25 protein-coding genes are annotated in these 25,440 nt (G+C 48.6%); 9 read left to right on the plus strand and 16 right to left on the minus strand.

Annotated features, from left to right (window positions below; all coding sequences use genetic code 11):
- Nucleotides 1–41: 41 nt before the first annotated feature.
- The 3 genes from ACFVU8_RS22740 to trxA form a co-directional block, all read right to left on the minus strand.
- Nucleotides 42–4,346 (minus strand): galactose-binding domain-containing protein, encoded by a 4,305-nt coding sequence (locus tag ACFVU8_RS22740; RefSeq protein ID WP_387430350.1) that lies wholly within the window; start codon nucleotides 4,344–4,346, stop codon nucleotides 42–44.
- Between the two features lie 345 nt (nucleotides 4,347–4,691).
- On the minus strand, nucleotides 4,692–6,671 hold the full coding sequence (uvrC, locus tag ACFVU8_RS22745; RefSeq protein ID WP_387430352.1) for an excinuclease ABC subunit UvrC: 1,980 nt from the start codon (nucleotides 6,669–6,671) through the stop codon (nucleotides 4,692–4,694).
- 188 nt (nucleotides 6,672–6,859) lie between these two features.
- The gene (gene trxA / locus ACFVU8_RS22750; protein ID WP_066376474.1) at nucleotides 6,860–7,177 is read right to left on the minus strand and encodes a thioredoxin; all 318 of its coding nucleotides are present in this window, start codon (nucleotides 7,175–7,177) and stop codon (nucleotides 6,860–6,862) included.
- Nucleotides 7,178–7,517: 340 nt separating this feature from the next.
- On the opposite strand from trxA, the gene ACFVU8_RS22755 reads away from it, so the two are divergent.
- Nucleotides 7,518–7,676, plus strand: coding sequence for a YqzM family protein (locus ACFVU8_RS22755; protein WP_139085089.1), 159 nt, complete (start codon nucleotides 7,518–7,520; stop codon nucleotides 7,674–7,676).
- A 327-nt stretch (nucleotides 7,677–8,003) separates the two neighbouring features.
- Here ACFVU8_RS22755 and dnaI read toward each other — a convergent pair whose 3' ends face one another.
- The 3 genes from dnaI to ACFVU8_RS22770 all read right to left on the minus strand — a co-directional run bounded on the left by dnaI (nucleotide 8,004) and on the right by ACFVU8_RS22770 (nucleotide 11,139).
- The gene (dnaI, locus tag ACFVU8_RS22760; protein WP_387430354.1) at nucleotides 8,004–8,957 is read right to left on the minus strand and encodes a primosomal protein DnaI; all 954 of its coding nucleotides are present in this window, start codon (nucleotides 8,955–8,957) and stop codon (nucleotides 8,004–8,006) included.
- Between the two features lie 18 nt (nucleotides 8,958–8,975).
- Complete coding sequence (locus tag ACFVU8_RS22765) at nucleotides 8,976–10,511, minus strand: replication initiation and membrane attachment family protein (protein WP_387430356.1); 1,536 nt, start codon at nucleotides 10,509–10,511, stop codon at nucleotides 8,976–8,978.
- Nucleotides 10,512–10,842: 331 nt separating this feature from the next.
- Nucleotides 10,843–11,139, minus strand: coding sequence for a YuiB family protein (locus ACFVU8_RS22770; RefSeq protein ID WP_066376464.1), 297 nt, complete (start codon nucleotides 11,137–11,139; stop codon nucleotides 10,843–10,845).
- Nucleotides 11,140–11,593: 454 nt separating this feature from the next.
- Between ACFVU8_RS22770 and hemQ the strand changes: the two genes are divergently transcribed.
- Entirely contained in the window at nucleotides 11,594–12,349 is a 756-nt protein-coding gene (gene hemQ / locus ACFVU8_RS22775) for a hydrogen peroxide-dependent heme synthase (protein WP_175371375.1), read from the plus strand.
- Between the two features lie 138 nt (nucleotides 12,350–12,487).
- On the opposite strand, the gene ACFVU8_RS22780 is transcribed toward hemQ, so the two are convergent.
- Both ACFVU8_RS22780 and ACFVU8_RS22785 read right to left on the minus strand, forming a co-directional pair.
- On the minus strand, nucleotides 12,488–12,745 hold the full coding sequence (locus tag ACFVU8_RS22780; protein WP_175371376.1) for a hypothetical protein: 258 nt from the start codon (nucleotides 12,743–12,745) through the stop codon (nucleotides 12,488–12,490).
- A gap of 1 nt (nucleotide 12,746) precedes the next feature.
- A complete protein-coding gene (locus ACFVU8_RS22785) occupies nucleotides 12,747–13,940 on the minus strand; it encodes an NAD(P)/FAD-dependent oxidoreductase (protein WP_175371377.1) in 1,194 nt (397 codons plus the stop codon).
- 317 nt (nucleotides 13,941–14,257) lie between these two features.
- On the opposite strand from ACFVU8_RS22785, the gene ACFVU8_RS22790 reads away from it, so the two are divergent.
- Entirely contained in the window at nucleotides 14,258–15,232 is a 975-nt protein-coding gene (locus tag ACFVU8_RS22790; RefSeq protein ID WP_379468043.1) for an NAD(P)/FAD-dependent oxidoreductase, read from the plus strand.
- A gap of 183 nt (nucleotides 15,233–15,415) precedes the next feature.
- On the opposite strand, the gene sda is transcribed toward ACFVU8_RS22790, so the two are convergent.
- Both sda and ACFVU8_RS22800 read right to left on the minus strand, forming a co-directional pair.
- Nucleotides 15,416–15,559 carry a sporulation histidine kinase inhibitor Sda gene (gene sda / locus ACFVU8_RS22795; protein ID WP_175371379.1) on the minus strand — a complete coding sequence of 48 codons (144 nt, stop codon included), beginning with the start codon at nucleotides 15,557–15,559 and terminating at the stop codon, nucleotides 15,416–15,418.
- Between the two features lie 318 nt (nucleotides 15,560–15,877).
- Nucleotides 15,878–16,540, minus strand: a complete 663-nt coding sequence (locus tag ACFVU8_RS22800; RefSeq protein ID WP_387430358.1) for a YheC/YheD family protein — start codon at nucleotides 16,538–16,540, stop codon at nucleotides 15,878–15,880.
- Between the two features lie 388 nt (nucleotides 16,541–16,928).
- On the opposite strand from ACFVU8_RS22800, the gene ACFVU8_RS22805 reads away from it, so the two are divergent.
- The 3 genes from ACFVU8_RS22805 (at nucleotide 16,929) to ACFVU8_RS22815 (ending at nucleotide 18,666) form a co-directional block, all read left to right on the plus strand.
- Nucleotides 16,929–17,138, plus strand: coding sequence for a hypothetical protein (locus ACFVU8_RS22805; RefSeq protein WP_066376429.1), 210 nt, complete (start codon nucleotides 16,929–16,931; stop codon nucleotides 17,136–17,138).
- A gap of 260 nt (nucleotides 17,139–17,398) precedes the next feature.
- Nucleotides 17,399–17,977 carry a hypothetical protein gene (locus ACFVU8_RS22810; RefSeq protein ID WP_387430360.1) on the plus strand — a complete coding sequence of 193 codons (579 nt, stop codon included), beginning with the start codon at nucleotides 17,399–17,401 and terminating at the stop codon, nucleotides 17,975–17,977.
- Between the two features lie 242 nt (nucleotides 17,978–18,219).
- Nucleotides 18,220–18,666: a hypothetical protein gene (locus tag ACFVU8_RS22815; protein WP_387430362.1), complete on the plus strand. Its 447-nt coding sequence runs from the start codon at nucleotides 18,220–18,222 to the stop codon at nucleotides 18,664–18,666.
- 61 nt (nucleotides 18,667–18,727) lie between these two features.
- On the opposite strand, the gene ACFVU8_RS22820 is transcribed toward ACFVU8_RS22815, so the two are convergent.
- Together ACFVU8_RS22820 and ACFVU8_RS22825 are read right to left on the minus strand one after the other, a co-directional pair.
- Nucleotides 18,728–18,907, minus strand: coding sequence for a hypothetical protein (locus ACFVU8_RS22820; protein WP_387430364.1), 180 nt, complete (start codon nucleotides 18,905–18,907; stop codon nucleotides 18,728–18,730).
- 220 nt (nucleotides 18,908–19,127) lie between these two features.
- Nucleotides 19,128–19,487, minus strand: a complete 360-nt coding sequence (locus ACFVU8_RS22825) for a HesB/IscA family protein (protein ID WP_175371384.1) — start codon at nucleotides 19,485–19,487, stop codon at nucleotides 19,128–19,130.
- Between the two features lie 377 nt (nucleotides 19,488–19,864).
- Here ACFVU8_RS22825 and mqnE point away from each other — a divergent pair, with 377 nt between their 5' ends.
- Nucleotides 19,865–20,971, plus strand: a complete 1,107-nt coding sequence (mqnE, locus tag ACFVU8_RS22830; RefSeq protein WP_379467939.1) for an aminofutalosine synthase MqnE — start codon at nucleotides 19,865–19,867, stop codon at nucleotides 20,969–20,971.
- Between the two features lie 49 nt (nucleotides 20,972–21,020).
- Complete coding sequence (locus ACFVU8_RS22835) at nucleotides 21,021–22,082, plus strand: NAD(P)/FAD-dependent oxidoreductase (RefSeq protein WP_387430366.1); 1,062 nt, start codon at nucleotides 21,021–21,023, stop codon at nucleotides 22,080–22,082.
- A 12-nt stretch (nucleotides 22,083–22,094) separates the two neighbouring features.
- Here the strand turns inward: ACFVU8_RS22835 and ACFVU8_RS22840 are convergent, their stop codons facing one another.
- On the minus strand, nucleotides 22,095–22,349 hold the full coding sequence (locus ACFVU8_RS22840; protein ID WP_387430368.1) for a YuzB family protein: 255 nt from the start codon (nucleotides 22,347–22,349) through the stop codon (nucleotides 22,095–22,097).
- An 82-nt stretch (nucleotides 22,350–22,431) separates the two neighbouring features.
- Between ACFVU8_RS22840 and ACFVU8_RS22845 the strand changes: the two genes are divergently transcribed.
- The gene (locus tag ACFVU8_RS22845; RefSeq protein ID WP_066376413.1) at nucleotides 22,432–22,680 is read left to right on the plus strand and encodes a NifU family protein; all 249 of its coding nucleotides are present in this window, start codon (nucleotides 22,432–22,434) and stop codon (nucleotides 22,678–22,680) included.
- Nucleotides 22,681–22,814: 134 nt separating this feature from the next.
- Here the strand turns inward: ACFVU8_RS22845 and ACFVU8_RS22850 are convergent, their stop codons facing one another.
- The 3 genes from ACFVU8_RS22850 to ACFVU8_RS22860 form a co-directional block, all read right to left on the minus strand.
- The gene (locus ACFVU8_RS22850; protein WP_387430370.1) at nucleotides 22,815–23,690 is read right to left on the minus strand and encodes a MetQ/NlpA family ABC transporter substrate-binding protein; all 876 of its coding nucleotides are present in this window, start codon (nucleotides 23,688–23,690) and stop codon (nucleotides 22,815–22,817) included.
- Nucleotides 23,691–23,755: 65 nt separating this feature from the next.
- A complete protein-coding gene (locus ACFVU8_RS22855; protein ID WP_379467931.1) occupies nucleotides 23,756–24,424 on the minus strand; it encodes a methionine ABC transporter permease in 669 nt (222 codons plus the stop codon).
- Nucleotides 24,424–25,440, minus strand: coding sequence for a methionine ABC transporter ATP-binding protein (locus ACFVU8_RS22860; protein WP_379467928.1), 1,017 nt, complete (start codon nucleotides 25,438–25,440; stop codon nucleotides 24,424–24,426). Before ACFVU8_RS22860 ends, ACFVU8_RS22855 begins: the two co-directional genes overlap by 1 nt.

Genomic DNA, 25,440 nt, shown 5'->3' on the forward strand with positions numbered 1-25,440 from the left:
TTAACGATTATTTTACATAATCAACGGTCTTGTAAATTTTATTAATAGATGGATATCTCCCACAAAGAATAGCCATAATTGGTGCCTCGCTCCTGACCGTTCACGCGTACATAACGAGCCTCTGCCGGGTTAAAGCTAATCTGCTCCAGCCCCCCTTTGCCTGATTTGGTGTTATACACCTGTGTCCAGGTCTTGCCGTCTACTGACAGTTCAATGGTATATGCCTTTGCATAAGCTCCTTCCCAGTCCAGCACTACACGGCTAACTGTCTTCACTGCTTCAAGGTCTACCTGAATGAACTGGACATCCGTGTAGGCAGACTCCCAGCGGGTTCCAGGATCACCATCTACCGCATATACAGCAGCCTGAACAGAACTAGGCGAAGAGGTGACTGGCTTGTGCAGTGCGAGATTCAACGTATTAACTTCTGCCACAGGCTGCTGCACGGCGGCCTCTTCATAGCCGGAGGCTTCCACTGTAATCTCATAATCTTTAGCGGCTTCGAACAGCGCACCATCCAGTTCGATTTGTCCTGCGCTTATCTTAAACAGATCTGCCGTCAGTTCCTTGTCGTCTACCTTGATAGACTCTACAGCCGTTCTCCAGGCCGGGCTGTCAGGGAAAGTAATGTTGACCGGCTGGCTGTCCGCGCTAGCGGCAGAATCCGCCGTAAGGGCAGGTGCTGCAAGCAGATTGGCTCCTGTTCCATAGACTTCAAACTCCCATAGTGAGTATCCGTAAGGAGTGCCCCGCTGAGTGCCTGTCAATTTGACATAGCGGGCAGTCGTAGGATTAAGACTCAGTCTCTCTATCCCACCGGCACCTGTCGTTGTAGCATAGACTTGATTCCAGCTAGTTCCGTTCACGGAAGTCTCGATTTGGTATGACTTGGCGTAAGCCCCCTCCCAGTTCAGAACAATATAGTTAATGGACCTGGAGGCGCCCAGATCAACCTGAATGAATTGAGGATCGCTGAAATCGGATTCCCATCTGGTGCCGGGATCGCCATCAAACGCGTAGCGTGCCAGCGTCTTCGGATTTGGTGATGATGTCGCCGTCTTGTTCAAAGCCAGGTTAGGACCGGTTGGACCGGTTGGACCGGTTCCTGTCGTATTTTTAGTCGGGTCAACTTTGACCAGCTTCTTGGCTGCCACCTTGGCAGAACCAGTTACACCGCTAGCATTGCGGAAAGTAACCGTAATTTCGGCGTCTGTTGGATTCCAGATCAGCGCCTGGTAGGCAGAGCCTTTTTTATATACAGTGGCACTGTGTCCGTTGGTCGCCCAAATATCGGTGCTACGCTTTCCAAGAGATGCCATGCTGTGCACGAACCAGTAGGTATTGAACAACTCATTTTGCTGCACAGGCGCAGGATTCCATTTATTGAGCACTGCCTGTGGATCGCTCAGCGCCTGAATCGGCCAGACGATATGGTACCAATCCTCTTCCGGTCCGCCGTTGTCAGCAACAAAACCGCTGTACAGCCCGGCAACCTTCGCACTGTCTTTTTCAAAACCATAGCTGGTCAAATACTCTGAGGTCGGCAGCCAATGGATACCATACACGTATACCGGATTCCCATTGAAGAAGGTGCCGAAGAAGTTGGAGCTGCCGTAGACTTGCCCTACAGTCTTATGCGTGTAGCTCGGAAGCCAATTGTCGTTGTCATAATTGAACCAGTATTGCTTCACTGCATTCAGTTCGGTGGTGAAGCCCATGATGGAAGCATCGCGGTAATTCTTCTGCCCGGTCAGGGCGCTCCACATGTATTGTCCAACCCAACCGAACAGCGACTCCCCGGCGGCTTCCTGGTTGTTGCCACTGTCATTGTCGGCATAACCGCCAGCCCATGAATGGCCCTCATAGGCATCGAAGCTGCGCATATACGGATATTTAGGATCGGTCTTGGACGGGTTGGCATAATCGCGGATTAACTCATCAACCATGCCGCTGTATTTGTTCTTGAAGTCATTATCGAAGGTCGCCAGCACGGCGGAAGCAAAGACATAATAGCCATAGGTAAAGTGATGGTCGGTAATGCCGGAGTTGGCCCCGAACTCACTGGTCTTATAGATCAGCGTACCCCAATCAGGGTTGTAATCGAAGAAGTAATCGGATTCGCCCGCTGTGTAAGTGTACCAGTCCGCAAGAATAGTCTTCATTCTGGACAGGAACAGATTCTTGTAATGGTCGTTGCCAATCTGATCAGCAATCAGGACGCCCATTGCCAGCGGATGAAGCTTCTTGCCTTGCCAGTAGGCATCGGCTTTCATAAGATCGGTTGCAGTATCCGTGTCCAGTATCGCCAACTGATTCAGCAGTGTCTGACGTGAATAGGTCGGATCATCCGGTTCGGTGAACTGCGGTACAATACCGTAGAACTTGTCAACGGTCCGGAAGGTGTTGCCTTCACTCACTTTCATCGTGCCCCGGATCGATGGATAGGACAGTGCTGTCAGCGGTGTAGTCGTTACCTTCCATTGGTGTGGAAGCTGCGCCATCAGGGTTGTATTCGCAAACCCCGGGCGTTTCAGCTGTGTAGTCACATTGAAGTCAGTTGTGACGTCAGAAGTGGTCTCATTAAAGCTATAAGCTACTTTGGTATCGGTTACAAAAGCATACGCGTGCTGATGATAATAGCTGAGATCTGCAGTTTTCGGAATGGCTGCCAGTGACAAATAGTTCTGGCCCTGTCCGAGTTGGATTTTCAGCTTGGAGCCTACCTTCTTGAAAATCGTTCCCGGAGGAGCAAACACGCCATACGTTCTTTTTACCATGGCAGGTGTAGGCGCACCATTGGAATTGGTGATTTCGAGTCCGATATGATCCGCGGTGATCGACGAGCCGTCAGCCACTAGAATTTCTGTGTTCTGATCATTGAAGAAACGGACCGATGCCGGCAAATAGAGTTCCGGGCTGTTCGGATCGCTGAATTCCGAGAAAAGATACGGCGAGCCTTTTACAAAGGTGGTTTTCAGCTTCTCCGCAGCACCGTCGCTCAGTACCGCGACTGCAGACCAGTCTCCGTATCCGGTGATACGATTGGTCATCGCAGAGGTATTAATGTTGCTGGCCATCAGATACAAGTCCGGACTTCCCGCCGCTTCCTGCGCCTTACCGTCCGCACTTAAATAGCCGGCGCCAGGGTTCAAGACGCTAAGTCCTTGCTTGGTGTACTTGGATTTAAGCGGCAGGGTAATAATACCGTTGCCGAGCTTGTTAACCATAATCGATTGCCACCAGTCATTCGACGGCAGCGGTGCGTTCATATTATCGGCTTTGTAGAGCGGGTATTTAGGCTGTGGAACCGAGCGGTTATTCATAGAATGACTGCCTTGTCCCACTGGAACTGTAGTAAGGGTCGGCAATGGCGCAATGGTATAGGTCGGTCTTGGATCACCCTGTACATAATCATAGGCCTTGAATTCAAAAATCGAGTAGCCAAAGGTAGTCGCCCGGGCGATTCCCTTCATCTGCAGGTAACGACCGCTAGCATACACGGGCAAGTTAAGTGTTCCACCGTCGCCATGCATTTCGCGGTAAATAGTAGTCCAGTTGTTCCCGTCATTCGAGAGCTGGATATCATAGATACGGCCGGCAGCCGCTTCCCAGTCGATAATTACCCGGCCCAGCGTACGAACGCTGCCAAGATCCACTCTGATCCATTCATCATCTGTCGGATTGGAAGACCAGCGGGTGTCCTTGTTACCGTCAACCGCCAGCTGCGGCAAGGTAGAGTTAGGAGGCAGGTAAGGAGACTGCTCATAAGAGGAGGCCGTTACCGGACGGTTCAGGGCCACGTTCGGTCCAAGGGCCACAGGTGGAGGATTGACACCACCGGTGCCGTAAATCTCAAACTCGAAGAGCGAGATGCCATATTGCGGTAGCGCCTTCTCAGTAGCTTGAAGGCGTACGTATCTGCCGGTGCCGTTTACTACAAAATCTTCAATGCCACCGGTACCGTTCACCTTGGAATGAATCTCATTCCACTGCAGCTCATCTTGGGACACCTGAATTTTATAGGCTTTAGCATAAGCGCCTTCCCAACGCAGCACGATCCGGTCTACTTGGGCCGAGGCGCCAAGATCCACATAAATCCAGTCATTTGTATTTCCCCAAGAGCTGCTCCAACGTGAAGATGTATTGCCGTCCACCGCCAGATCAGGTGTGTTATTTCCTTCCGAGCCAGACGCATACGCTGGCCTGTCAAGGGAAAGCAGGTATGAAGGTGCTGCCTCCGCCCGCTGAGGGGCAACAAGCACCAGGCTGAAAAGCAGGGATAGTACAAGCGTCATCGCTGTAAACTTTGTACTTTTTTTACCGTTCATCACACGTAAGGGTGTCATTAACGTTAAATCCTCCTTCAAATTTTTATAATTGTGAAAATGATTGCATATGATCTTGCTTTTGCATTTCATTACATGATCTTGGGCTTCATCAACTCCTTTTCATACTTGAAAGGCAATAATTTGCCACCAACTTGAAGCGCTTTCATTTAATTCGTGTACACTATAACTTTTTATGTATGCGGATACAATTATACAAAGCAACGATTTCATGCAGTTTTACACGAACTTCCAAATCATGTGGACTTCACCTAAAATGAAGCAGGTCTTTCGTACCATAAATCAAATATAACAAAAAGGCTGACCCCTGAAGGTCAGCCATTGTACGATACGATCACGCCCATGTTATGAATGCTCCGCCCCATCTTCCTGTAATACCGATTCCTCATCCCGAAGGGCTTCCAGAATCTGTCCTGCAAGCTTCTCTCCAATAGACAATGTACGGAAATCCTCGATACTGGCCTCTTTGATTTTCTTGAGTGAGCCAAAATGCTTCAGCAGCAGCTTGCGCCGCTTCTCACCAATGCCCGGAATGGAATCAAGCTTCGAGGTGACCATGGACTTCCCGCGCTGCTCGCGGTGGAAGGTGATCGCGAATCTGTGCACTTCATCCTGGATGCGCTGGAGCAGATAGAATTCCTGGCTATCACGCGCCAGACCCACCGGCTCCGGAGGATCGCCAACCAGCAGCTGGGCCGTCTTGTGCTTCACGTCCTTCACAAGACCACAGACTGGAATGAACAGACCAAGCTCGTTCTCCAGAATGTCTACCGCAGCTGAAATCTGCCCTTTACCGCCGTCGACCACGATCAGGTCGGGCATCGGCAGATTCTCTTTCAGCACCCGTTCATAGCGCCGCCGAATGACTTCACGCATCGTCTCATAATCATCCGGCCCTTGAACCGTACGTACTTTGTACTTGCGGTACTCCTTCCGGGCCGGCTTGCCGTCGATGAATACGACCATCGCCGACACCGGATTTGTGCCCTGGATGTTAGAGTTATCGAACGCCTCGATCCGGTGAAGAGATTCCAGGCCCAGGCTCTGGCCCAGGCTGAACGCCGCACCCGAGGTGCGCTCTTCATCCCGCTCGATGAGCCGGAATTTCTCGTCCAGCGACACCCGTCCGTTCTCGCAGGCCATGCGCACCATCTGCTTCTTCAGGCCGCGCTGCGGCACCAGCACCTTGACGCCAAGCCACTCCTGAATAGCTGCTGCTCCGCCAGCAGCATCTACAACCCCGGCTGCGGCCGCTTCTGCAGCCGCAGCTTCACGCTGCGCAGCCTCTTGCGCCGTCTCCGGCTCTTCCTCTGCGCCGTCCGCCTCACCGGCGGCAGCAGGTGTGGACGATGCCTTCACCGGCTGATCTTCCGCGGTGGCTTCGCGTACCGCATCCGGCAGCAGAATCTCCTGCGGCAACGCAGGGTTGTCACTGTAATACTGAGTGACGTAAGACATAAAGTCGCTGTACGCTTCGCCATAGAACGGGAAGGCCGACGATTGCCGCTGAATCATTTTACCCTGACGCATGTACAGAATCTGCACACACATCCAGCCCTTATCCACTGCATAGCCGAAGACATCGCGGTCTTTGGTGTCCGTAGTATTGATGTTCTGCTTCTCCATCAGAGCCTCAATATACATGATCTGGTCACGCAGTTCCTTGGCCCGCTCGAAATACAGCTCCTCGGCCGCCTCCTGCATCTTCTGCTGAAGATCTTTCTTGACCGCCTCATGCCCGCCTCCGAGAAAAGCAGCAATACTCTGCGTGATCTCTTCATACTGAGATTTCTGCACCTCTTTCTCACACGGAGCCAGACATTGGCCCATATGATAATAGAGACAGACCTCCTTCGGCATCACGCCGCATTTGCGCAGCGGATACATCCGGTCAAGCAGCTTCTTCGTCTGCTGGGCAGCATAAGCATTCGGGTATGGCCCAAAATATTTGGCTTTATCTTTAATCACCCGGCGGGTTACTTCCAGCCGCGGGTGCGTTTCGTTCGTGATTTTCAAATACGGAAAGGTCTTGTCGTCCTTGAGCTGCACGTTATAGCGCGGCATATGCTTCTTAATCAGATTGCACTCCAGAATCAAGGCTTCCATATTGCTGGACGTGACAATATACTCGAAATCGGTAATATCGAGCACAAGACGCTGGGTTTTGCCGTTATGACTGCCTGTAAAATAAGAGCGGACCCGGTTCTTCAGCACCTTCGCCTTGCCCACATAAATAATGGTGCCTTCCTTGTTCTTCATCAGATAACACCCGGGCAGGTCGGGCAGCAGTGCCAGCTTGTTGCGGATATGATCCATATGATCCATGATTTACCCCCACCTAAATCCTTCCCCTTGGGGAGACGCCGCAGAGCATGATCTAATCAGACACCCAATTCAGGTAACCAAAAAAGAGATCCGTGCTGCGGATAATTTATCTCTAATTATAGCACACAAAGCGCCTCCGGAATGAACCGAAGGCGCTAAGCAACAGACCTAGAAGGCCGTATCAAATCTTATTGATGTTTGGCAACGATATTTTTCAGGGATTCTTTGGAGTTCAGTCCCACTACTTTATCAACCGGTTGACCGTCTTTGAAGAAGATCAGTGTCGGAATGCTCATTACGCCAAAGCGGGAAGCTGTTTCCGGGTTCTCATCCACGTTCACCTTAGCGATTTTCACGCTGTCACCCAGTTCTGCGGACAATTCGTCCAGAATCGGAGCAAGCATTTTACAAGGGCCGCACCAAGGAGCCCAGAAATCTACAACAACAGTCCCTTGACCTTCCACTTCATTGGTGAAGGATTGGTCGGACACGTTCACGATAGCCATGATATGTTCCTCCTTTTAGTTTTGCGAAGCCATGCTTGCTTAGTAAGCCTGAAGCTTAGGTTGGCATAACAGCTCCGAAATTATAATGAATAAATTGTTTCATGTAATATGATAACCAGATTACCAATTACCGACACGCTCTAAGTATAACATATTTATAATGAATTTGTGAAATGTCTCATGCAATTATATTGCTCTCCAGTTATTTTGCCGGGAACACTCTTATCTTTACAAGAGGTCAGCAGGTTCGTTATACTTATGGAAAGCGCATTATTTGTCAATGACTTATCTCATAATGATTTAAGAATGCAGGCTTGGTGCCTGCAAGGAGGCAAAGACTATGGATGTCAACGCGCATGTACGTGACCCGCGGGAGCATGTCAACGAAGAGCCCCGCAACGACCTTGGCGATCTGATGAACGGATTCTTCGGCATGACAACCTTCATGGCGGTAGTGTTCTTCGGTATGGTCATCATCAAGTTCATCCTTTCGGAATAGCAAGCACGGCCCATTATCGTCCGTCTTTGCTATCGAAGCAAAAATCCGTTATCTTCCCCCAGAGGAAGATAACGGATTTTTTGTGCGCTATAAGCTGAACTTAAGATCCGAACGTAAGGCTCGGTCGTCACTACGGTGAATGTTTGGACTTCCGGTCGCTGTTGTTCCCAGATTTCTTATTTATAAACCGCTTCTAGCGGTTGAAATCTGGGAATAAGGCGAACGCTTTCGCTCCTTCAGCTCCAAACTTCCCCTTCGTTCCTTCTCGCTTTTCGTTACATTATTTTGTTCGTTTTATATTGATCCATAGCTGCCCTGTATATACTATTATCGCTTGCCGCGTTGATTCTCCCCGTACAGCGGAATAACATCAACAAACGGTGCAATCCGGTCCATCAGCCGTTGGCCCTTGTAAATCTCCTCTCCGTCCTTGCTGGTGAAGCTGAGATGCTTCTCCAGACCTTCAAGCGGATAGTTCGAGGTGTAGAAGGTCGGCTTGCGGTTCATCCGGTAGTTCAGGATGGCCCCCAGGATGTGATCGCGTGCCCAGGGATTCAGGTTCTCTGCACCGATATCGTCAAAGATCAACAGATCGCAGTTCTTCAGCGTATCCACAGTCTCCTTCAGCTTCTGACCATCCATCATGATCGATTTCAGATCCTCGATAAAATCAGGCATATACACGATAACGCCGTTATAGCCAGCCACCGCGAGTTCGTGCAGCAAATAGCACATTAGAAAGGTCTTGCCAGTACCGAACGAGCCATGCAAATAGATGCCGTGCGGGGTCAGACCATTCTCTTTCGTGGTAGTAATGTAATCAAATAATTTATTAACGGCAACCCCCCGGCGAGGGTCCTTGCCCATAATATCGATCTCGTCATAACCGCCGTGCAGAACACGCTCGTCCACATAAAAGCTGCGGATCCGCTTGCGAATGCTATCCTGACTGTCCTGCGCCACCTTCAGCGCACACGGCGTCTTGCGTTCATACAGATCCGGCGCACCACTGACACTCTCCACGGTTAGCTTGCTGTAATGACCCGGAAAATCATTCGGGCATGCCGCAAGGCCGGGACAGTTAGCGCAGTGGCGGCTTTCCTCCACATACTGGTACAGGCGGCTCAGATGAAGCCGCAGACGTGATTCGTCCAGCTCGGGATGTTCTTCCCGGAGCTGCTTCACCAGGGGATGGTTCAGCAGTCCTTGCTCCAGATCACGGGAACGCTGGCGCAGAGCGGGATTGTTCATTGAACGCAGCACATCGCCCGTAGACTCCATTGTTCCACCACACTTTCTTTACGGCGCCTTGGAGACGCCTTTTTTCTTGCCAGCCTTAATTTCGGCAGCTTTCTTCATCATCGCCGCGAATTCCTCTTCCGATACCGTTCCGGCACTGCCATCATCCAGCGCAATCGGAATATCCGGCTTCGCCGGACGGTTTCCGTTCCGCGTATAAGTGCGCGTACGGCCTCCGGCTGCGGGACTGCTCGCATTCTTACCTTTAACCTTGGACTGATCACGAATATACCGTACGGCTTTCTCGTAAGTATTGACCTGCTTAACCAGCATGTTGGAAGCAATCGCCTCTACGAAATTACGGTTCATCCGTTGGTCACCACCAGAAGCAACCATAGTCATTAAGTAATGGATAAGGACGTTGATAACTTCGCCGTTCAATTTGTAGTTCAAGTCGATCTTCTCGAAAATGTCCAGCAGCTGCCCCGGCACCGTGCCCGGGAAAAATGTTTGCAGTAGCCGTGTATAAGGCTCGTTGCGCAGCATCATATTATATTGGTGAATATCGCATTTGGACAGAAACTGTGGAGGGACCTCCACATAATATTCCATCTCGACAGCCTGTTCTAGCGGAGCAATAGCGTCGCTATTCTCCTCACTCACTGCAGAGCGGAGGGACACCACCTTAGCAGCAGCGACTTCACGCTTCTCCTGCCGTTTCAGATCCTGCCGGAAATGCTGGCTGGCGATATGCTGAAGCGTGTCCAGAATCACCTCACCGTCCGGCGCGAACACTCCATCCTCATCCAGCAGGCGGCATATATCCTGCGGGCCCAGATCATACTTGCGGGCCACATAATTAATGACCCCCATCTGGTTATGATCGAAGCGCAGCTTCTCTACATGGGACCGGTTCACCGATTCTCGCGGGAATCGCAGAATAATATCACTATATCCAATAGCCTGGTCTCCATCTTCGCGGGCACCAGGCTGCCGTACAATGGCAACCTCGGCCAGCGCCTGCTCCAGCTCATAATCTATCACATGTGTATTGAGCTCAAAAATATCATAGAACGGCAGCGAGATGTTCTCCTTGCCAAGCGAGCGGCGGCTAAGCTCCTCCGGCTCCCGGGTCCAGAACTGCTCCCGCAGCGCCAGCACGGCGAATTTGCCGATTTTGTCACGCAACAGCAGGGTTAGATGCTGGGTAGCAAAAAACTCGGTAGGAGAAAGCGGAGCCAGCAGCTCATATTCATACATATAGTCATCCGTCTCCGGCATATAAATCCGGCAGGTCTGTAATAGCCCCACTGCTTCAAGCCGGGAAGCTTGATCAATCAAATATTTACGGCCTTTCTCGTTCGGTTCTACGCCCAGTGTCATGAACAGTCGACGTTGCTGCTCTACTCCGGAGTAGCCAATAGCCTCTGCCGGGATATGCTCGAAGAGCAAACGGTACAGGCTGATGGCGAAAGCACCCACCATAGGCTGGTATACGGAGCCCAGCATTCGTCCATCAAGCACACTAAGGCCGAATTCGCGGGAAACGCAGTACCGATGATGTTCGGTAAAATGATGTAAATGACTCATGCGCATCTGCGGAAACCTCCCCCTTATCTGCACGAATTCATATAGAGTTCTATTCTATCACAAAAAACGCAGCCGGAAATGTAAAAAAAAGTGCAATTTCGACCTTTTCCGCGAACCACCGATTCACTGCACCAGCTATCATTTTCCAAGCCCTTATACATAGCCGATTTTATTCCTGCGAGTCCCTGTTTATTCTTTAATAGGACTTATTTTCATGTCTCTTCCCAATAAAAAAAGAAATCACAGTCATCGGAATGACCGGATTTCCCGGCAGACTGAGAGCCCTTTCAAAAATAGGGCGGACAGTCCGGTTTAAATATTATATGTCGTTGTAGAACTAAAACATTTTGTAGCCGCCGATCCGCAGCTTGCGAATCGTCCAGCCGCTGAGCACAGCACCGATCAGACCGGCAACACCCGTGAGATAATCGACAATATGGAAGGAAGATAAATGCTCCCAGAGGGTCATGGCGCTGCGATCCCAAATGGAATACACGACGACCGGTAAAATGACGATTACAAACAGGTAAGCTGGAAACCAGGTGGTCTTCATTAACATGTTAAGGATAAAGCCAATGCCGAACATCATGACAAAGAACAAAACGGCCAGAACAAACACAGGAATCAATCCCATCTACCGTCTTCACCCCTCTCTATAAAGAACCGCACATCTAACACGAGCTAATAGTAAGTTTACTAGAAAAAATGTAACGAATCAATGAACTTTACCGAAAAAAGGATGTTATGGTTTGCTCTTGAGTCGCTGCATGCGATACAATGCAACTAGGACAAATTGGACTATACATAGTTTATGCGCCCTGTAGCCATAGTAAGACACTATGGCCTCTATGATATAAGCGAAGCTTACGCTAGTAAAACTAAGCCCACGCTTCCGAAGCAAGTTTTACCGATGGGTCTCTAAGCAGTTTAAGCTAGTAAAACTAAGCCATGCTTCCGAAGCGAGTTTTACCGATGGGTCTCTAAGCAGTTTAAGCTAGTAAAACTAAGCCATGCTTCCGAAGCGAGTTTTACCGATGTATTTCTTAGGAAGCTGATGCTAGTAAAACTTTTAAGGAGTGAGAAAGAACATGAACGAAGCCGCTTTAACCCTGGAAGGGTGGTACGCCCTGCATGACTTCCGCTCTCTGAACTGGACCGCTTGGACGGCAGCTGATGATGAAGAACGTGCCGTTGCTCTGGAAGAACTGCATGCTTTTATACAAGAATGGGGTCCTGTGGAGGAAGCCAAGCAGGGCAGCTCCGCAGTATACGCCATTGTAGGCCAGAAGGCCGATTTCGTACTGATGTACCTGCGTGAGACCCTGGAAGATCTGAACCGGTTGGAGACGGCCTTTAACAAGACCGCCTTCGCCCAATATACAACGAAAGCCTACTCCTATGTCAGCATTGTCGAACTTAGCAACTATGCTGCAAGTGGAAGCAGCAACGGCGGAGATCCAATGCAGAGTCCCCATGTCCAAGCACGGCTCAAGCCTATTTTGCCGCAAGCGAAGCATATTTGCTTCTACCCGATGAACAAGAAGCGGCACCTGGACGACAACTGGTATACTCTCGATATGGACAAGCGGCGTGAGCTGATGCATTCCCATGGCCTGATTGGCCGCAGCTATGCTGGCAAGGTTAAGCAGATTATTACCGGCTCTGTCGGCTTTGACGACTGGGAATGGGGCGTTACTTTGTTCGCTGAAGATGCACTCCAGTTCAAAAAGCTGATCTACGAAATGCGCTTTGACGAGGTCAGTTCCCGCTATGGCGAATTCGGTCCTTTCTATGTCGGCAACCTGCTGACACCAGAGTCCTTCGAAGAGATGCTGAAGCTATAATCGGAGACTCATTTTCATACTTTGGTAACAACAAACGGGGTGTCCTCAAAGCCATGGCTTTGGAGACACCCCGTTTTATGGTTAAGCATCCTGGCTGCAATGATGAACGCTTGTCCTTCATCACAGCTTGATGCTTACTTATTCTTCTTCGGGTCCACCCTCAGTATCCTTCAGGCTTTCCAAATACTCTGCTGTCGCCCGGTCACGAGCCCGCCCCTTATCCTTCAGACGTTCAATGCCCGGCAGAATCAACAGATCAATCTCCTTCTGGACATTATAGGCCAGATCATAGCGATTCTGATCTTCAAGATAAGAACCCACTTCAATCAGACCGTTATAACGGTCCAGTTCCTCACGCGTAAGCAGTCCTCTCACTTGCACGCTGCAATGGCGCATCTTAGAGGAATTTTCCTTTTTTCAATACGAGCGGAATGCCGCCAATAATGAACAGGTAACGCGCATCGACCACTTTCTTCAACTGCGCAGCAAACCAGCCTTTGTATGTCTTGGAGCCGACAACAGCGACACCTTGACCTCTACCAAGGGAGGCTACAGTTCCTTTGTTGCTGAATACAAATTTCTTCGGCTGTTGATTGCGGATGGATGCCACCAAGTTATGCGCACAACATTCGCCTTGTTGCATTGCAATTTGAGCCGTTGGCGGGTATGGACGCCCTTCCGGATTGATCATGAGCGAGCCGTCGCCGATGATAAAGATGTTGTCATGGCCAGGCGCACGCAGGAACTCGTCCACTTTAACACGACCACGCATAGCTTCAAAGCCAGCAGCTTCAATCAGACGGTTACCGCGGATACCGCCGGTCCATACGATTGTCGAAGCTTTGATTTCTTCGCCGGTAGCCAAGATAACTCCGTCAGGCAGACATTCCTTGATGGCAACGCCCATTTTGAAGGTAACACCTTTCTTCGTCAGGACGTTCATTGCATGCTCCACCAGTTCAGGTGCAAAGCCTGGCAATGCTGTTGGTGCTGCTTCTACGTTGTAGATATTCACAAGGCTAGGATCAACGTCGAACTCTTTGCACAGCTCAGGAATACGGTCCGCCAGTTCTGCTACAAACTCGATACCACTGAAGCCTGCACCGCCAACCACGAAGTTGATGTGCTCTTGTGCATTGCCTTCGTTCTTATACTTCGCGAATTGATATTCGATATGCTCACGGATCAAACGCACAGAGTTAATACTGCGGATCGTCATTGCATATTTATCCAATCCAGGAATACCAAAGGTTTCAGGCTCTCCACCCAAGGCAATCACGAGATAGTCGTACGAAAGCGTGCCATCCTCAAGGATAACTTTCTTTTGTTGGGTACGAATTTCTTGTACCGAAGATTTAACAAGGTCAATCTTGAACTCGTCGATCAGCTTGGAAATAGGTACACGGGTATGCTCAATGCTGTCCGTGCCAGCTGCCGGCATGTGAAGATGCGTGGTGAAATAGTGGTACTCGTGCCGGTTAACCAAAGTCACGTCTGCCTCATTGTAATTCAACGCCTTTTGCAACCGCTGGGCGGTCAAAATTCCTCCGTACCCCGCGCCGAGGATTACGATTTTAGGAATACTGCTCATGTTCCGACTCCTTCCAACAGGTAAATCTGTCTATGTGGTATTTTTTAAAAACCATTTTTGTGAAATTATACACTTAAATTCAGAGGAAATTCCAATCAAACTTAAAGTATTTCGAAAATTGACATATCTATTGTAAACCTAACTCGATTATTAATCAAATGTTATCATCAAAAAATGGATATCCTTTGAACGAAGGTCAAATTCTTTGCAGGTATCAGCCACAATGTTTATAATGGGAGTGTAAACAAGTATGGCAAATTGAATATATCAACTCGGAGGTGTAATATCCTGTGACTCTAGATTCTTCCGGCGTTCCTATGAGCGACCTTCTAATCATAGGCGGCGGTCCAGCCGGCATGTTCGCCGCATTTTACGGCGGTATGCGCCAGGCATCTGTAACCCTTATTGAAAGTATGCCCCAACTTGGGGGACAGCTTGCCGCTCTTTATCCTGAAAAATATATTTATGATGTGGCTGGTTTCCCAAAAGTTACCGCACAGGAACTTGTGGACAATCTGAGCCGCCAAATGGAGCTGTTCCAATCCGATATCCGCTTGGAAGAGAAGGTCGTTTCCGTACAGAAGCGCGATGAACGCCATTTCGTGGTAACAACTGACAAAGCAGAATACCACAGTAAAGCTGTGATCATCACAGCTGGAGTAGGCGCATTCGAGCCACGTCGTCTGGAATTGCCAGAGGCACAGCGTTTTGAGAAAGCCAACCTGCACTATTTCATCAACGATCTGAACGCCTTCAAGGGTAAAAAAGTGCTGATCAGTGGCGGTGGCGACTCCGCAGTAGACTGGGCTTTGATGCTTGAACCAATTGCCGAGCAAGTCACCCTGATTCACCGCCGGGATAAATTCCGCGCGCATGAGCATAGCGTGGAGAAGCTGATGGCTTCCAAGGTCAACGTCATTACTCCAACCGAAATTACCGCCTTGCATGGCGAGGAATTCATAACCAAAGTAACATTATCCCATATCAAAACCAAAGAAACACAGGAAATCGAAGTGGACAGCGTGATTGTCAATTTCGGCTTCGTTTCGTCCCTGGGCCCCATTGCTGAATGGGGAATTGAGATTGCGAGCAACTCTATTGTGGTGGACTCCCGCATGGAGACCAATATCCCCGGCATTTTTGCCGCAGGTGACATTACGACTTATCCGGGCAAGCTGAAGCTGATCGCCGTAGGTTTTGGTGAAGCTCCAACTGCCGTGAACAACGCGAAAGTCTATATCGATCCAGAGGCCAAGCTCTCTCCAGGACACAGCAGTAACTTGAAGCTGTAGAGGTTTGACAGACCAATTCCAATGACTTAGCGAGAAGAATAATTATTCATTAAAATGTATGAATGATTACATCATAATAAAAGGGTATCCTGCCGTCGGCTTAACACCAAGCCGGGAAGGATACCCTATTTTGTGTAACTTGCGGTTTGATATATGTAGCTGCTGCAGAAGAACGTCTGCGTCTTAATGGAGTACCGCATGATCTGGAGAGTGTAAGTTCCGTTTGCGAATTTCAACGAGTAATAGAGCGATGAAATCATGCTCTAGTTGCAGCTCTATTGCTCTATGGTAAGAGTCAAGCAGCATCTCATCCGACAATTCAACCATAACGATCACCTACCTTTCCTTTATTTGGATCTGAATCTATCATATCAAACTATCATTTTTCGAACAAGCGTTCTCACTATCCACAAGTACATGTGGAAATCCTGTGCATAATTTGTGTGTAAGGGTGAGAAAGAGTATCGCTACGCAGTGGACTATGGGGATAAGAGTTATACACAGGAGATTTTCCACATGTACACAGAAAAATATTTTTTTCAAAATTGTCATATTTTACTGTAATTATTTTCTCAAAGGAAACACAACTAAACGCAATTTTATCCTACTACTTCTATTATCGTCAATTCTTAAAAATTATTTAATTTATTGGGGACGTGTATTCACTTCCAAAATCCATATTTTACCACTATAATCCACGGCATAATCAAAGCCCAACTCGCCTATTCCTGGGAAACGCCGCTCCATCAATTCAATACAAATCAGCGTCAAACGACGCATCTCCGCCCGCTTGGCAGATGACTTCACCCTCGGGAGCGAACGTCTCAGCCCTTCGCGACAGCTCAGCATCGTTCCGCCTTTACACAGATTGGTGACAAACAAGCCGGGCCGGGCCAAACGCCCCACCATTGAACGAAATTCCCAGTGCTCACCGTTCTTCACTACCTTAACGCGATAGTCGATGGGCCGGCCAGCAATCCGTGCTAGAGATATCCCCTGCTGGATCAGGTATCTGCGCCGCACCCTTACTCTGTTCAGTGCATTTCCCATAGCGTAAAAATCGCGGTAGATCCGTGTCTTCGACATATAAGTAAACCCATACCCTCGCCGGTCGCGGAACACTTTGATCACACCGTAGCCTCCGCCGCCCACAACGGGTTTGATGACTACATTTCCATATCTGCCCAGCATATTCAGCAAAGCAGCATCACTATATTGCTGTGTTCTTGGAATGTAACCGGCAACCCTGGAATCGCTAAGCAACGCCTCGGTTTTCAGCCATTTGCTGGCCAGTTGTCTTCCTGCCATCGTCCTCCCTCTCCCTTCATTATCGTAGCCTACCGTATACTTTACTCAGAAAGTACCCCGCCCTCCTGTATGATTGTCCGTGCCCGGGCCGCTTACAGCAAAAAGGGGCGCTCGTGCCAGAGGCAGCCGCCCTTGGCGCACGCCCAAGATACTGCATCTTTCGGCAAAAGAATATAATCCTTGGCAAAAGCAAGAAAAAACAAGAATGGGCTGTGACAACCGCGGAATTTTGTCGCAGGCTGCCAGGGCGAAATACGACACATTTTGTAAACGCAATCAAATGAGCTATAGCAAGCAAGAAACCGCTTTTCAAACTTGGGCAAGTATCGTATAGTAAAAAATAATCATGACATTAATTTGAAACATTTTACATGGGAGGCGCTCTGGATTGGCTCAATTTTTCGAGGTATTGTATTGGGTGGCGATGATCGCGATGTCCGTTGTTCTGGCAGGGACGACCCTTCTGGTCTGCGCTATCGGCTTTAAGTTCATCAAGGACCGCCGCAGAGTACTCGGGGCAAGCTGCATTGCCTTCTCTCTGGTTGCCGCAGGAATGATCGTGTTCATGGTCAATTACAAATTCATTATCCCAGCGTGAGACGGCAGCAGCTTCAATGCTACATATAATAGAAGAGAAATTTGTCAGTAAAACAAGATTCATAGACAGCATACAAATAAACCTGCGACGCTCAGGACTTTTACAGTCCCGAAAATCGCAGGTTTTTGTCTTTGTGTACCTGTCCCCATCATACTCATCCTAAGAATAGCTTTAAAGCATAGTCAGGTAATTTTCGATTGACACTGCAGGAGAGGACATGCGTATAATTAGATAAAGTACCATAATATGGAGGGTGTTTATTGAAAACAATCAAACCTATCCTTGTGTTAGTAGTTATTGTGATACTCCTCACCTCCTGCGTATCGAGGCAAGACAGAAAATTCAATGATTTAGTCACCCAGGCCAAACAGCATCAGGATAACCTGGATTATGAAGCAGCTTTAGAGGTGTACAACAAGGCTTTAGAGATCAAGGAAGATGTTGAGGTACGTAGCAGCACTGTCAAATTAAAGACGGAAGTGACTCAAATTCAAGAGGTTAAGGCTATAGTATCCAAAATCAAAGATCAGACTAGCCAATTTAAAGGAGTTTTAACGAATAGGGATGTTACTGATTTGTGTGGAGGACTTCTCGAATCCTTATCTCGGCTGGAAAACTACGACACTTCAGCAGACACTACGGCCTCCGAATACATCAGTAATTTAAAAAGGTCAACTACCTTTCGGTTATTAAAAGTGCAAATCGAAACCGCGCAAGTGCTTAGTTCAGGAAAAGGCAGCAAGAAAATCCCTTACGAATCCACCGAGAAAATTCTCAAGACTGCAACCAATTTGTTCAACGAATTCCCCTTCCCGCCCAGCTTCTCTTCTGTAGGCTAACTCCTTTACTTCATGAGAATAAAAACCTCCCGAAGGTGTATTGGCATCATACACCATTCGGGAGGTAAAATAGCAAACATCCTTTAGGTTGTTAGCAAACCAAGGGATAATTGCTGTGTGCTTTATTTCATATATAATTATACGACTTCTTTATGATTATTCTCGTAAAACTATCAACTTTTTGAATACGAAGATTGAAAGTAGGAAATAAATATTTGGTAAAGAAAGGGTGGAAAATAAACATGTTAAAAAAAATATTTTTAGCAGCCTTTGCAGTGACTATAATTTCAGGAATGGCATTAAGTGCAAATTCAAAAGCGGATTCCGATCCAGAATCGGTAACCGTAAATAAGACAGAAGTAGATCCGGTTAACACTAATTTTTCAACAAATAACGTAAAATCCGTAGAATCCGTAGAATCAAAAATCGCAAAAGGGTATTATAGTCAACTATATACACCTCATGGCATGTTCTTGCGAGCAGATAAACAAAGTATCTTTAAGGAATCGGAGATAGCAAGAAATTTAGATCAAATCGGGCCTAATACGAATCAACTAATTTTTGAGGGCGAGTTTTTTTTAAAAGTAGATGAATCAACATTTCTTAAATCGTATCCCAATTCGTTGCTCTTAAATGAAACAGATGAAAATTCGGCTGATACTGATGTTCCATCAAGTTTATCAAAATAGTAATTTCATTAAGAAGGAGCCATTGTTTTTTTGACAATGGCTCCTTCTTGGCTTTCTTGTTTCACTTAATCATTGACAGATCCATGTCCACTAATAGTGGTGTTAAAGTGCGTTCCCTAAGTCCTTCCGAGCGTTTTGCATTAATAGCAAAGTCCAATCCCTGCTGAAACGTTATCCTCGTGTATTCCTCTTGATCCGGTCTTCTTCCAATTGGCGCTCGCCGTTGTTTTTTGTTCAACATAAAAAACCTCCTGAAAAAGTGTATTGGCATCATACACAATTCAAGAGGTTCGGAAGCCGCAATTCTCGCAACATCATTTTAGGGTTGTTACCACACAAATTGACGATTGCTGTGTGCTTATTTTCCTTTGCAATTCATAATCCACGGTTACTAGATCAACATTCTATCCCAGAGCTTAGCTCTTTTGCTCAACAAGCTCGTAAAACCGCGTCACTACATATTAGCAAGGCTCCGCATTCGGCTTCCCGGCATCCGTAGCCGTACGGAAGCTGCTGCCACAGCCGCAGGTAGCGGTTGCGTTAGGATTGTTGATGGTAAAGCCTCCGGTCATACCAGATTCCTCGAAATCGATCTCCAGACCGTTGAGGTAGCGCAGATCATCCTTCTCAACCACGACCTTGAGGCCCTCCACGTCCATGTATACGTCTTTGTCGGTCTCGTTGTCATCGAAGCCCATGGCGTAAGAGAACCCGCTGCAGCCCCCGGCTGCCACACCCAGACGCAGGAACATCCCCGGTGTCTCCTGTTCTCCAAGCATTGTCTTCAACTGCTCCGCAGCTGTTTCACTAATATTAATCATAACTGTACCTCCCTAAATCATAATGTGATGCTCCGGCGAATTCGTCAGGAACATTCCGGTATTAAAGGTCCAGAGGACCAAAAGTTATTTTTCTGAAGTAAGTTAAGTATACTCCACTATCCCCCGGCTCTCAAGTTATAACTGCCATGATCAAGGTTATTGATTACACCTAAGCAGATGTGCTTCAGATGTTGCTCCCCCCAAAAGAGAGGTTTATAATAGGGGAGGCAGCCCGAGCAAAAATTCAAAAAATTGTCACGGGAAGAGCTGGCGCCCTTATCGCTACAGGATAAAGAAATGCCTGAGATTCAGGCAGGTCTTGGTATGATACTGCGATGCATTGTTTTTGCTTCGCTAAACTTTCAGGAGGAAATGATATGTCTACTCTTATAACCCCTCATACGGATGCCAGAATGGCAACCATTATTGAGAAAGTCCGTGGCGGAGAACGGTTGAATTTGGAAGATGGCGTTTATTTATATGAAAGCAACGACTTGCTGACCATTGGCCAGCTGGCCAATGAAGTCAATCTTCGCAAGAACGGAAACAAGGTTTATTTTATCGAAAATATGAGTCTGTATTTCACCAATGTCTGCGAATCACGCTGCGCATTCTGCAATTTCCGCAAAGACGACGGTGAAGAAGGCGCGTATACCCTTTCGGGTCCGGAAATGGTGCAATATGTCGAACAACACATTAATCCAGGGGTGCGGGAGTTCCATATTGTCGGCGGGCATAATGATAAGGTACCCTTTCAATATTATGTCGATTCTTTGCAAGCCCTGCATGACAGATTTCCCGAAGTTACCCTAAAAGCATACACGGCAGCGGAAATTGACTTTTTCACTCGAATCAGTGGACTGAGTATCCGGGAAGTGCTGGAAAAACTGCGTGCAGCCGGTCTCAAAACGTTAACTGGTGGCGGCGCGGAAATTCTGTCTGACCAATATCGTAAAAAAATGCGGGTGGATAAAGCTAACGTTGAGGAATATCTGGAGGTTCACCGGACCGCGCACAACCTTGGTATGAAGACCCATACGACCATGCTGTACGGCTCCATCGAGTCTCGTGAGGACCGCATTCGCCACATGATGCAAATTCGCGAACTGCAGGACGAAACAAACGGCTTTATGGTGTTCATTCCACTGTCCATGCAGCCTAAGAACAAGAACGCAGGCATTATGCGCCGCAACTCAGCTTATGAGGATCTCAAGACAATTGCTGTCAGCCGATTAATGCTGGACAATTTCGACCATATTAAGGCGTACTTCATTAATATCGGTGCACAATTAACACAGGTAGCGCTCAACTTCGGTGCATCCGATGTTCACGGGACGATCCTGAAGGAACGCATCAGTCATGCTGCAGGTGCACTGACTCCTGAAGGCTTGACCCGCGATGAGCTAATCTGGTTAGTAAAAGGTGCCGGGCGAATTCCTGTCGAACGCGATACTTTCTATAACGAAATCAAGGTCTACGAATAAGAAAGCCGGATTCTGCCGGCTATGCCTATCTGAAAGGAAGTAAGGTCTCATGCAAACACTGCTTGTTCTAGGAGGCGGCTACGGCGGCCTCGCCCTGATTCAAGAATTGATTAGCAACCATCTTCCCTCTGACGTAGAAATTGTTTTGATTGACCGAATGCCCTATCAGGGCATCAAGACGGAATACTATGCGCTTGCCGCAGGTACCGTCACTGATTACCATCTGCGCATCCAGTTCCCGGTTCATCCCCGTCTCACCGTTCGATACGGTGAGATTGCTTCCATTGACCTGGAGAGCCGGGTAGTATCCATGGAGGGCGGCGAGCCGATCTCCTATGATATCCTGGCCATCGCGCTGGGTTGCACGGATAATTACCACAACATCCCTGGAGCAGATCAATATACCTGCAGTATTCAGACGTTCGCGGGTACACGCGAGACTTACCGTCGTCTGAATGATGTCAAGCCTTACGGTAAAGTGAATATCGTCGGTGGTGGACTCAGCGGGGTGGAACTGGCAGCAGAGCTAAGGGAAAGTCGCCCTGACCTCAACATCTCCATTCTGGACCGGGGAGAACGTGTGCTATCCGCCTTCCCGTCGAAGCTCTCGCAATATGTTGAGGAATGGTTTAATGTACATCACGTGGAGACTGTATCCCGTGTCTGCGTATCCCACGTCGAGGATGGAGCTGTCTTTAATGGCGATCAAGCCATTGCCTCGGACGTAACCGTATGGACGGGCGGTATCCAGCCAGTCAAGGTCGTTCAAGACCTGGATGTGGCGAAGGATCGCGGCGGCCGGGTTATTCTCGATGAATACTACCGGGTGCCACAGTATCCGGAAGTGTTCGTGATCGGCGACTGTGCAAGTCTGCCGTTCGCCCCAAGCGCCCAGGCAGCTGGAGGACAAGGTGAGCAGGTAGGGCAGGTTCTGCAGGCACTTTGGCGGAATGAGACGCCAAAGCTGCATGAAATCCGCCTGAAAGGCACTTTAGGCTCCCTCGGCAAGAACGCCGGATTTGGACTTATGGGCCGGCGTTCTGTCATGGGCAGAGTCCCCCGCCTGCTTAAGAGCGGGGTGCTCTGGATGTCCAAACGTCATTTTGGCTAAGATTGGATGGGACTAGTCCGGATCAATATTGAACCATTCTTCCAATTCTTTGATCTTGGCATCTATCCCTGCTTCCAGTTCTTCTGCGGTTTCGGCTTCCACAATCTCGCCTTCTACCATGGCGAACGGAGCCAGGTAGCACTGTCCGCAATTGTTCAGACAACCATATTCAATGACGTCATATTCGGGGTTTTGTTCCAGCTTGATGCGCAAAGGATCGGTCCCGTGGCCGGCATTACTGGCACAAAATTCTATTATTGGTCTCATGATGATCTCCCTATTCTGTCCTAACCATTTTATTTTTTAATCTTTTGTACTATAATAACACTAAGAAAGGAGTGATTGAGAAATGAGTGAAACTACACAAAGCACGTCCATGTATGATGAAGTGCTGGAAGTGCTCGATAAGCTCCGTCCGTTCCTGCAACGCGATGGCGGTGACGTAGAACTGATTGATGTCGAAGACGGCATTGTTAAATTGAAGCTGATGGGTGCCTGCGGTAGCTGCCCAAGCTCCACAATTACTCTGAAAGCTGGGATTGAGCGTGCCCTCATTGAAGAAGTAGAAGGCATTGAAGAAGTTATTCAAGTATTCTAATCCCGTTCTATAGTTGTCCCGGAAGCCTGTCACAGGTATCCGGGGCTTCTTTTTTTGGCAACTAATATGCGCATTATCATACCAAAAACCCCCGCGGCCTTCAAGGCCGTGGGGGTTTGCTGTTAAATATGATCTTAGAATGCTGGAATGATGGAACCTTGGTACTTGTCTTCGATGAACTTCTTAGCTTCAGGAGAAGTCAGAGCCGCAGCCAGCTTCTTGATCGCATCGGAGTCCTTGTTGTCTGCACGGGATACCAGGATGTTAGCGTATGGGGAATCTCCACCTTCGATGAACAGAGCATCTTTGGTTGGCACCAGATTGGCTTCCAGTGCAAAGTTAGTGTTAATCAGCGCAAGATCTACTTCATCCAATTGGCGTGGCAGCATTGCTGCATCCAGTTCAATGATATTCAGGTTTTTCTTGTTCTCAGTGATGTCTGCTTTGGTAGAAGTAATGTTAGTGTCATCCTTCAACGTGATCAGACCATTCTTAGCCAAAAGAATCAATGCACGTCCACCGTTGGTTGGATCGTTCGGAATCGCTACTTTGGCACCATCTTTCAGCTCGTCGATGGATTTGATTTTCTTGGAGTAACCGCCAAATGGCTCAACGTGAACAGCAGCTACAGATACAAGATCCGTTCCGTTCTTCTGGTTCTGGTCGTCAAGGTAAGGCTGATGCTGGAAGAAGTTCGCATCCAGTTGCTTCTCAGCCAGCTGAACGTTTGGTTGTACATAGTCCGTGAATTCTTTAATTTCCAGCTTGATGCCTTGAGCTTCAAGCAATGGAGCGATAGCTTTCAAAATTTCAGCGTGCGGCACTGGAGATGCACCTACAACCAATGTAACAGGATCAGCTGCTGGTTCTGTAGTCGGCTCAGCGGAAGCATCCGAAGGAGCATTGGTCGCTGCGGAGTTCGTAGCATTATTGGCAGTGTTGTTGCTGCCGCAAGCAGCCAGCACCAGAATCAGTGTCAGGCTAAAAAAGGTCAGTAGTACTTTTTTCATTTGTAAATCCCCCTTAAAACAGTATGTTTTTTTGTGTAAATAAGGATATCTATAATTAATGGCCCTTATTTCCTTGTAAAATACCTCACTAGCCGATCGCCGGCCATTTGCAGCAACTGCACCAGAATAACCATCAGCGCTACAGAGATAATCATGACTTCCTTCTCATACCGATAGTATCCATAACGGATAGCCAAGTCACCCAGACCACCGCCGCCAACCATCCCCGACATTGCCGTGTAGGAGACCAGCGTCACAATCGTAATCGTTACCCCAGCCAACAAACCTGGACGAGCCTCTGGCAGCAGTACACGCGTGACAATCTGTCCGGTAGAAGCTCCCATGCCTTGTGCAGCCTCGATCACTCCGCGATCTACCTCACGCAGCGCCGTCTCCACCAGCCGGGCGAAGAACGGTGCAGCCCCAATGACGAGTGCGGGAATCGTGCCCAACACACCAATCGAGGTGCCTACAATCGATTTGCTAATCGGGATCAGCGCTACCATCAGAATGATGAACGGTACGGATCGCAGAATGTTCACAACGAACGATAGAATTGAATAGATCACTCTTAAAAAGGACTGGTTGGATCTGCCCCATAAATATAGCACAATTCCGAGCGGCAAACCAAGAATAATTGTGAATATTCCGGAAATTCCAAGCATTTTCAGAGTGGATACCGCAGCATCCATCATTTCCGACCAATTAATTTTGCTGAAATCCAAGCCACCCATTACGCAATCACCTCCACATCAAGGCCTTGAGCGGTCAGCTCTGCGATGGTCTGTGCAACCTTCCCGGCCTCTCCTTCAAAACGAACGATCAGTTGCCCGTAAGGCACATCCTTGATCGTAGAGATGGTGCCCGAAAGAATGGAAAAATCGACGCCTGTCTCTCGCGCAATCTGGGATAAGGCCGACCCGTACGTTTTTTCCCCGAGGAAAGTAATCTTGACTGCTTGCGCTGAGCCATCATGGGAGGCGTCGATAGCCGCCCGCAGCGGACCATCATGCTGTGCCTCACTGCGAATGAACTCGCGGGTGATCTCATGCTTGGGCTTCAGGAAGACCTCCGTCACTTCTCCCTGCTCGACGATGCCGCCGCCATGGATAACAGCCACCCGGTCACAAATGCTCTGGATTACATGCATTTCGTGCGTAATCAGCACAATCGTCAGATTGAACCGTTTATTGATGTCCAGAAGCAGACGGAGAATCGAGTCTGTTGTCTGTGGGTCAAGTGCCGAGGTCGCCTCATCACAGAGAAGCACGTCCGGGTCGCTGGCCAACGCACGGGCGATACCGACACGCTGTTTTTGACCGCCCGATAATTGAGCCGGGTACTTGTCCCGATGTTCCTCCAGCCCTACCAGAGCCAACAATTCCTTGACCTTATTGTCAATAAACTTCTTCGAAGCGCGTGTCAGCCGCAGCGGAAAAGCGATATTCTCGTAGATGGTCGCGGAGGACAGCAGATTGAAGTGCTGAAAAATCATCCCGATCTTGCGCCGCTTCTCCTGCAGCTGTCCTTCCGGCAATTGAGTCAGTTCCACGCCATCTACCCAGACCTCGCCTTCGGTCGGACGCTCCAGCAGATTAATACAACGGATCAGCGTGCTTTTTCCTGCCCCAGAGTGGCCGATGACTCCGAAGATTTCCCCTTTCTTGATCGACAGGTTTAGCCCCGAGAGTGCCGTGGCGGTTTTGCTGCCTTTACCATATACCTTGGTTAGACTCTTTAGCTCTATCAA

Origin of the sequence: Paenibacillus sp. NPDC058177 (genome assembly GCF_042883835.1) — a bacterium.
GTDB classification, from domain to species: Bacteria; Bacillota; Bacilli; order Paenibacillales; family Paenibacillaceae; genus Paenibacillus_AQ; species Paenibacillus_AQ agri.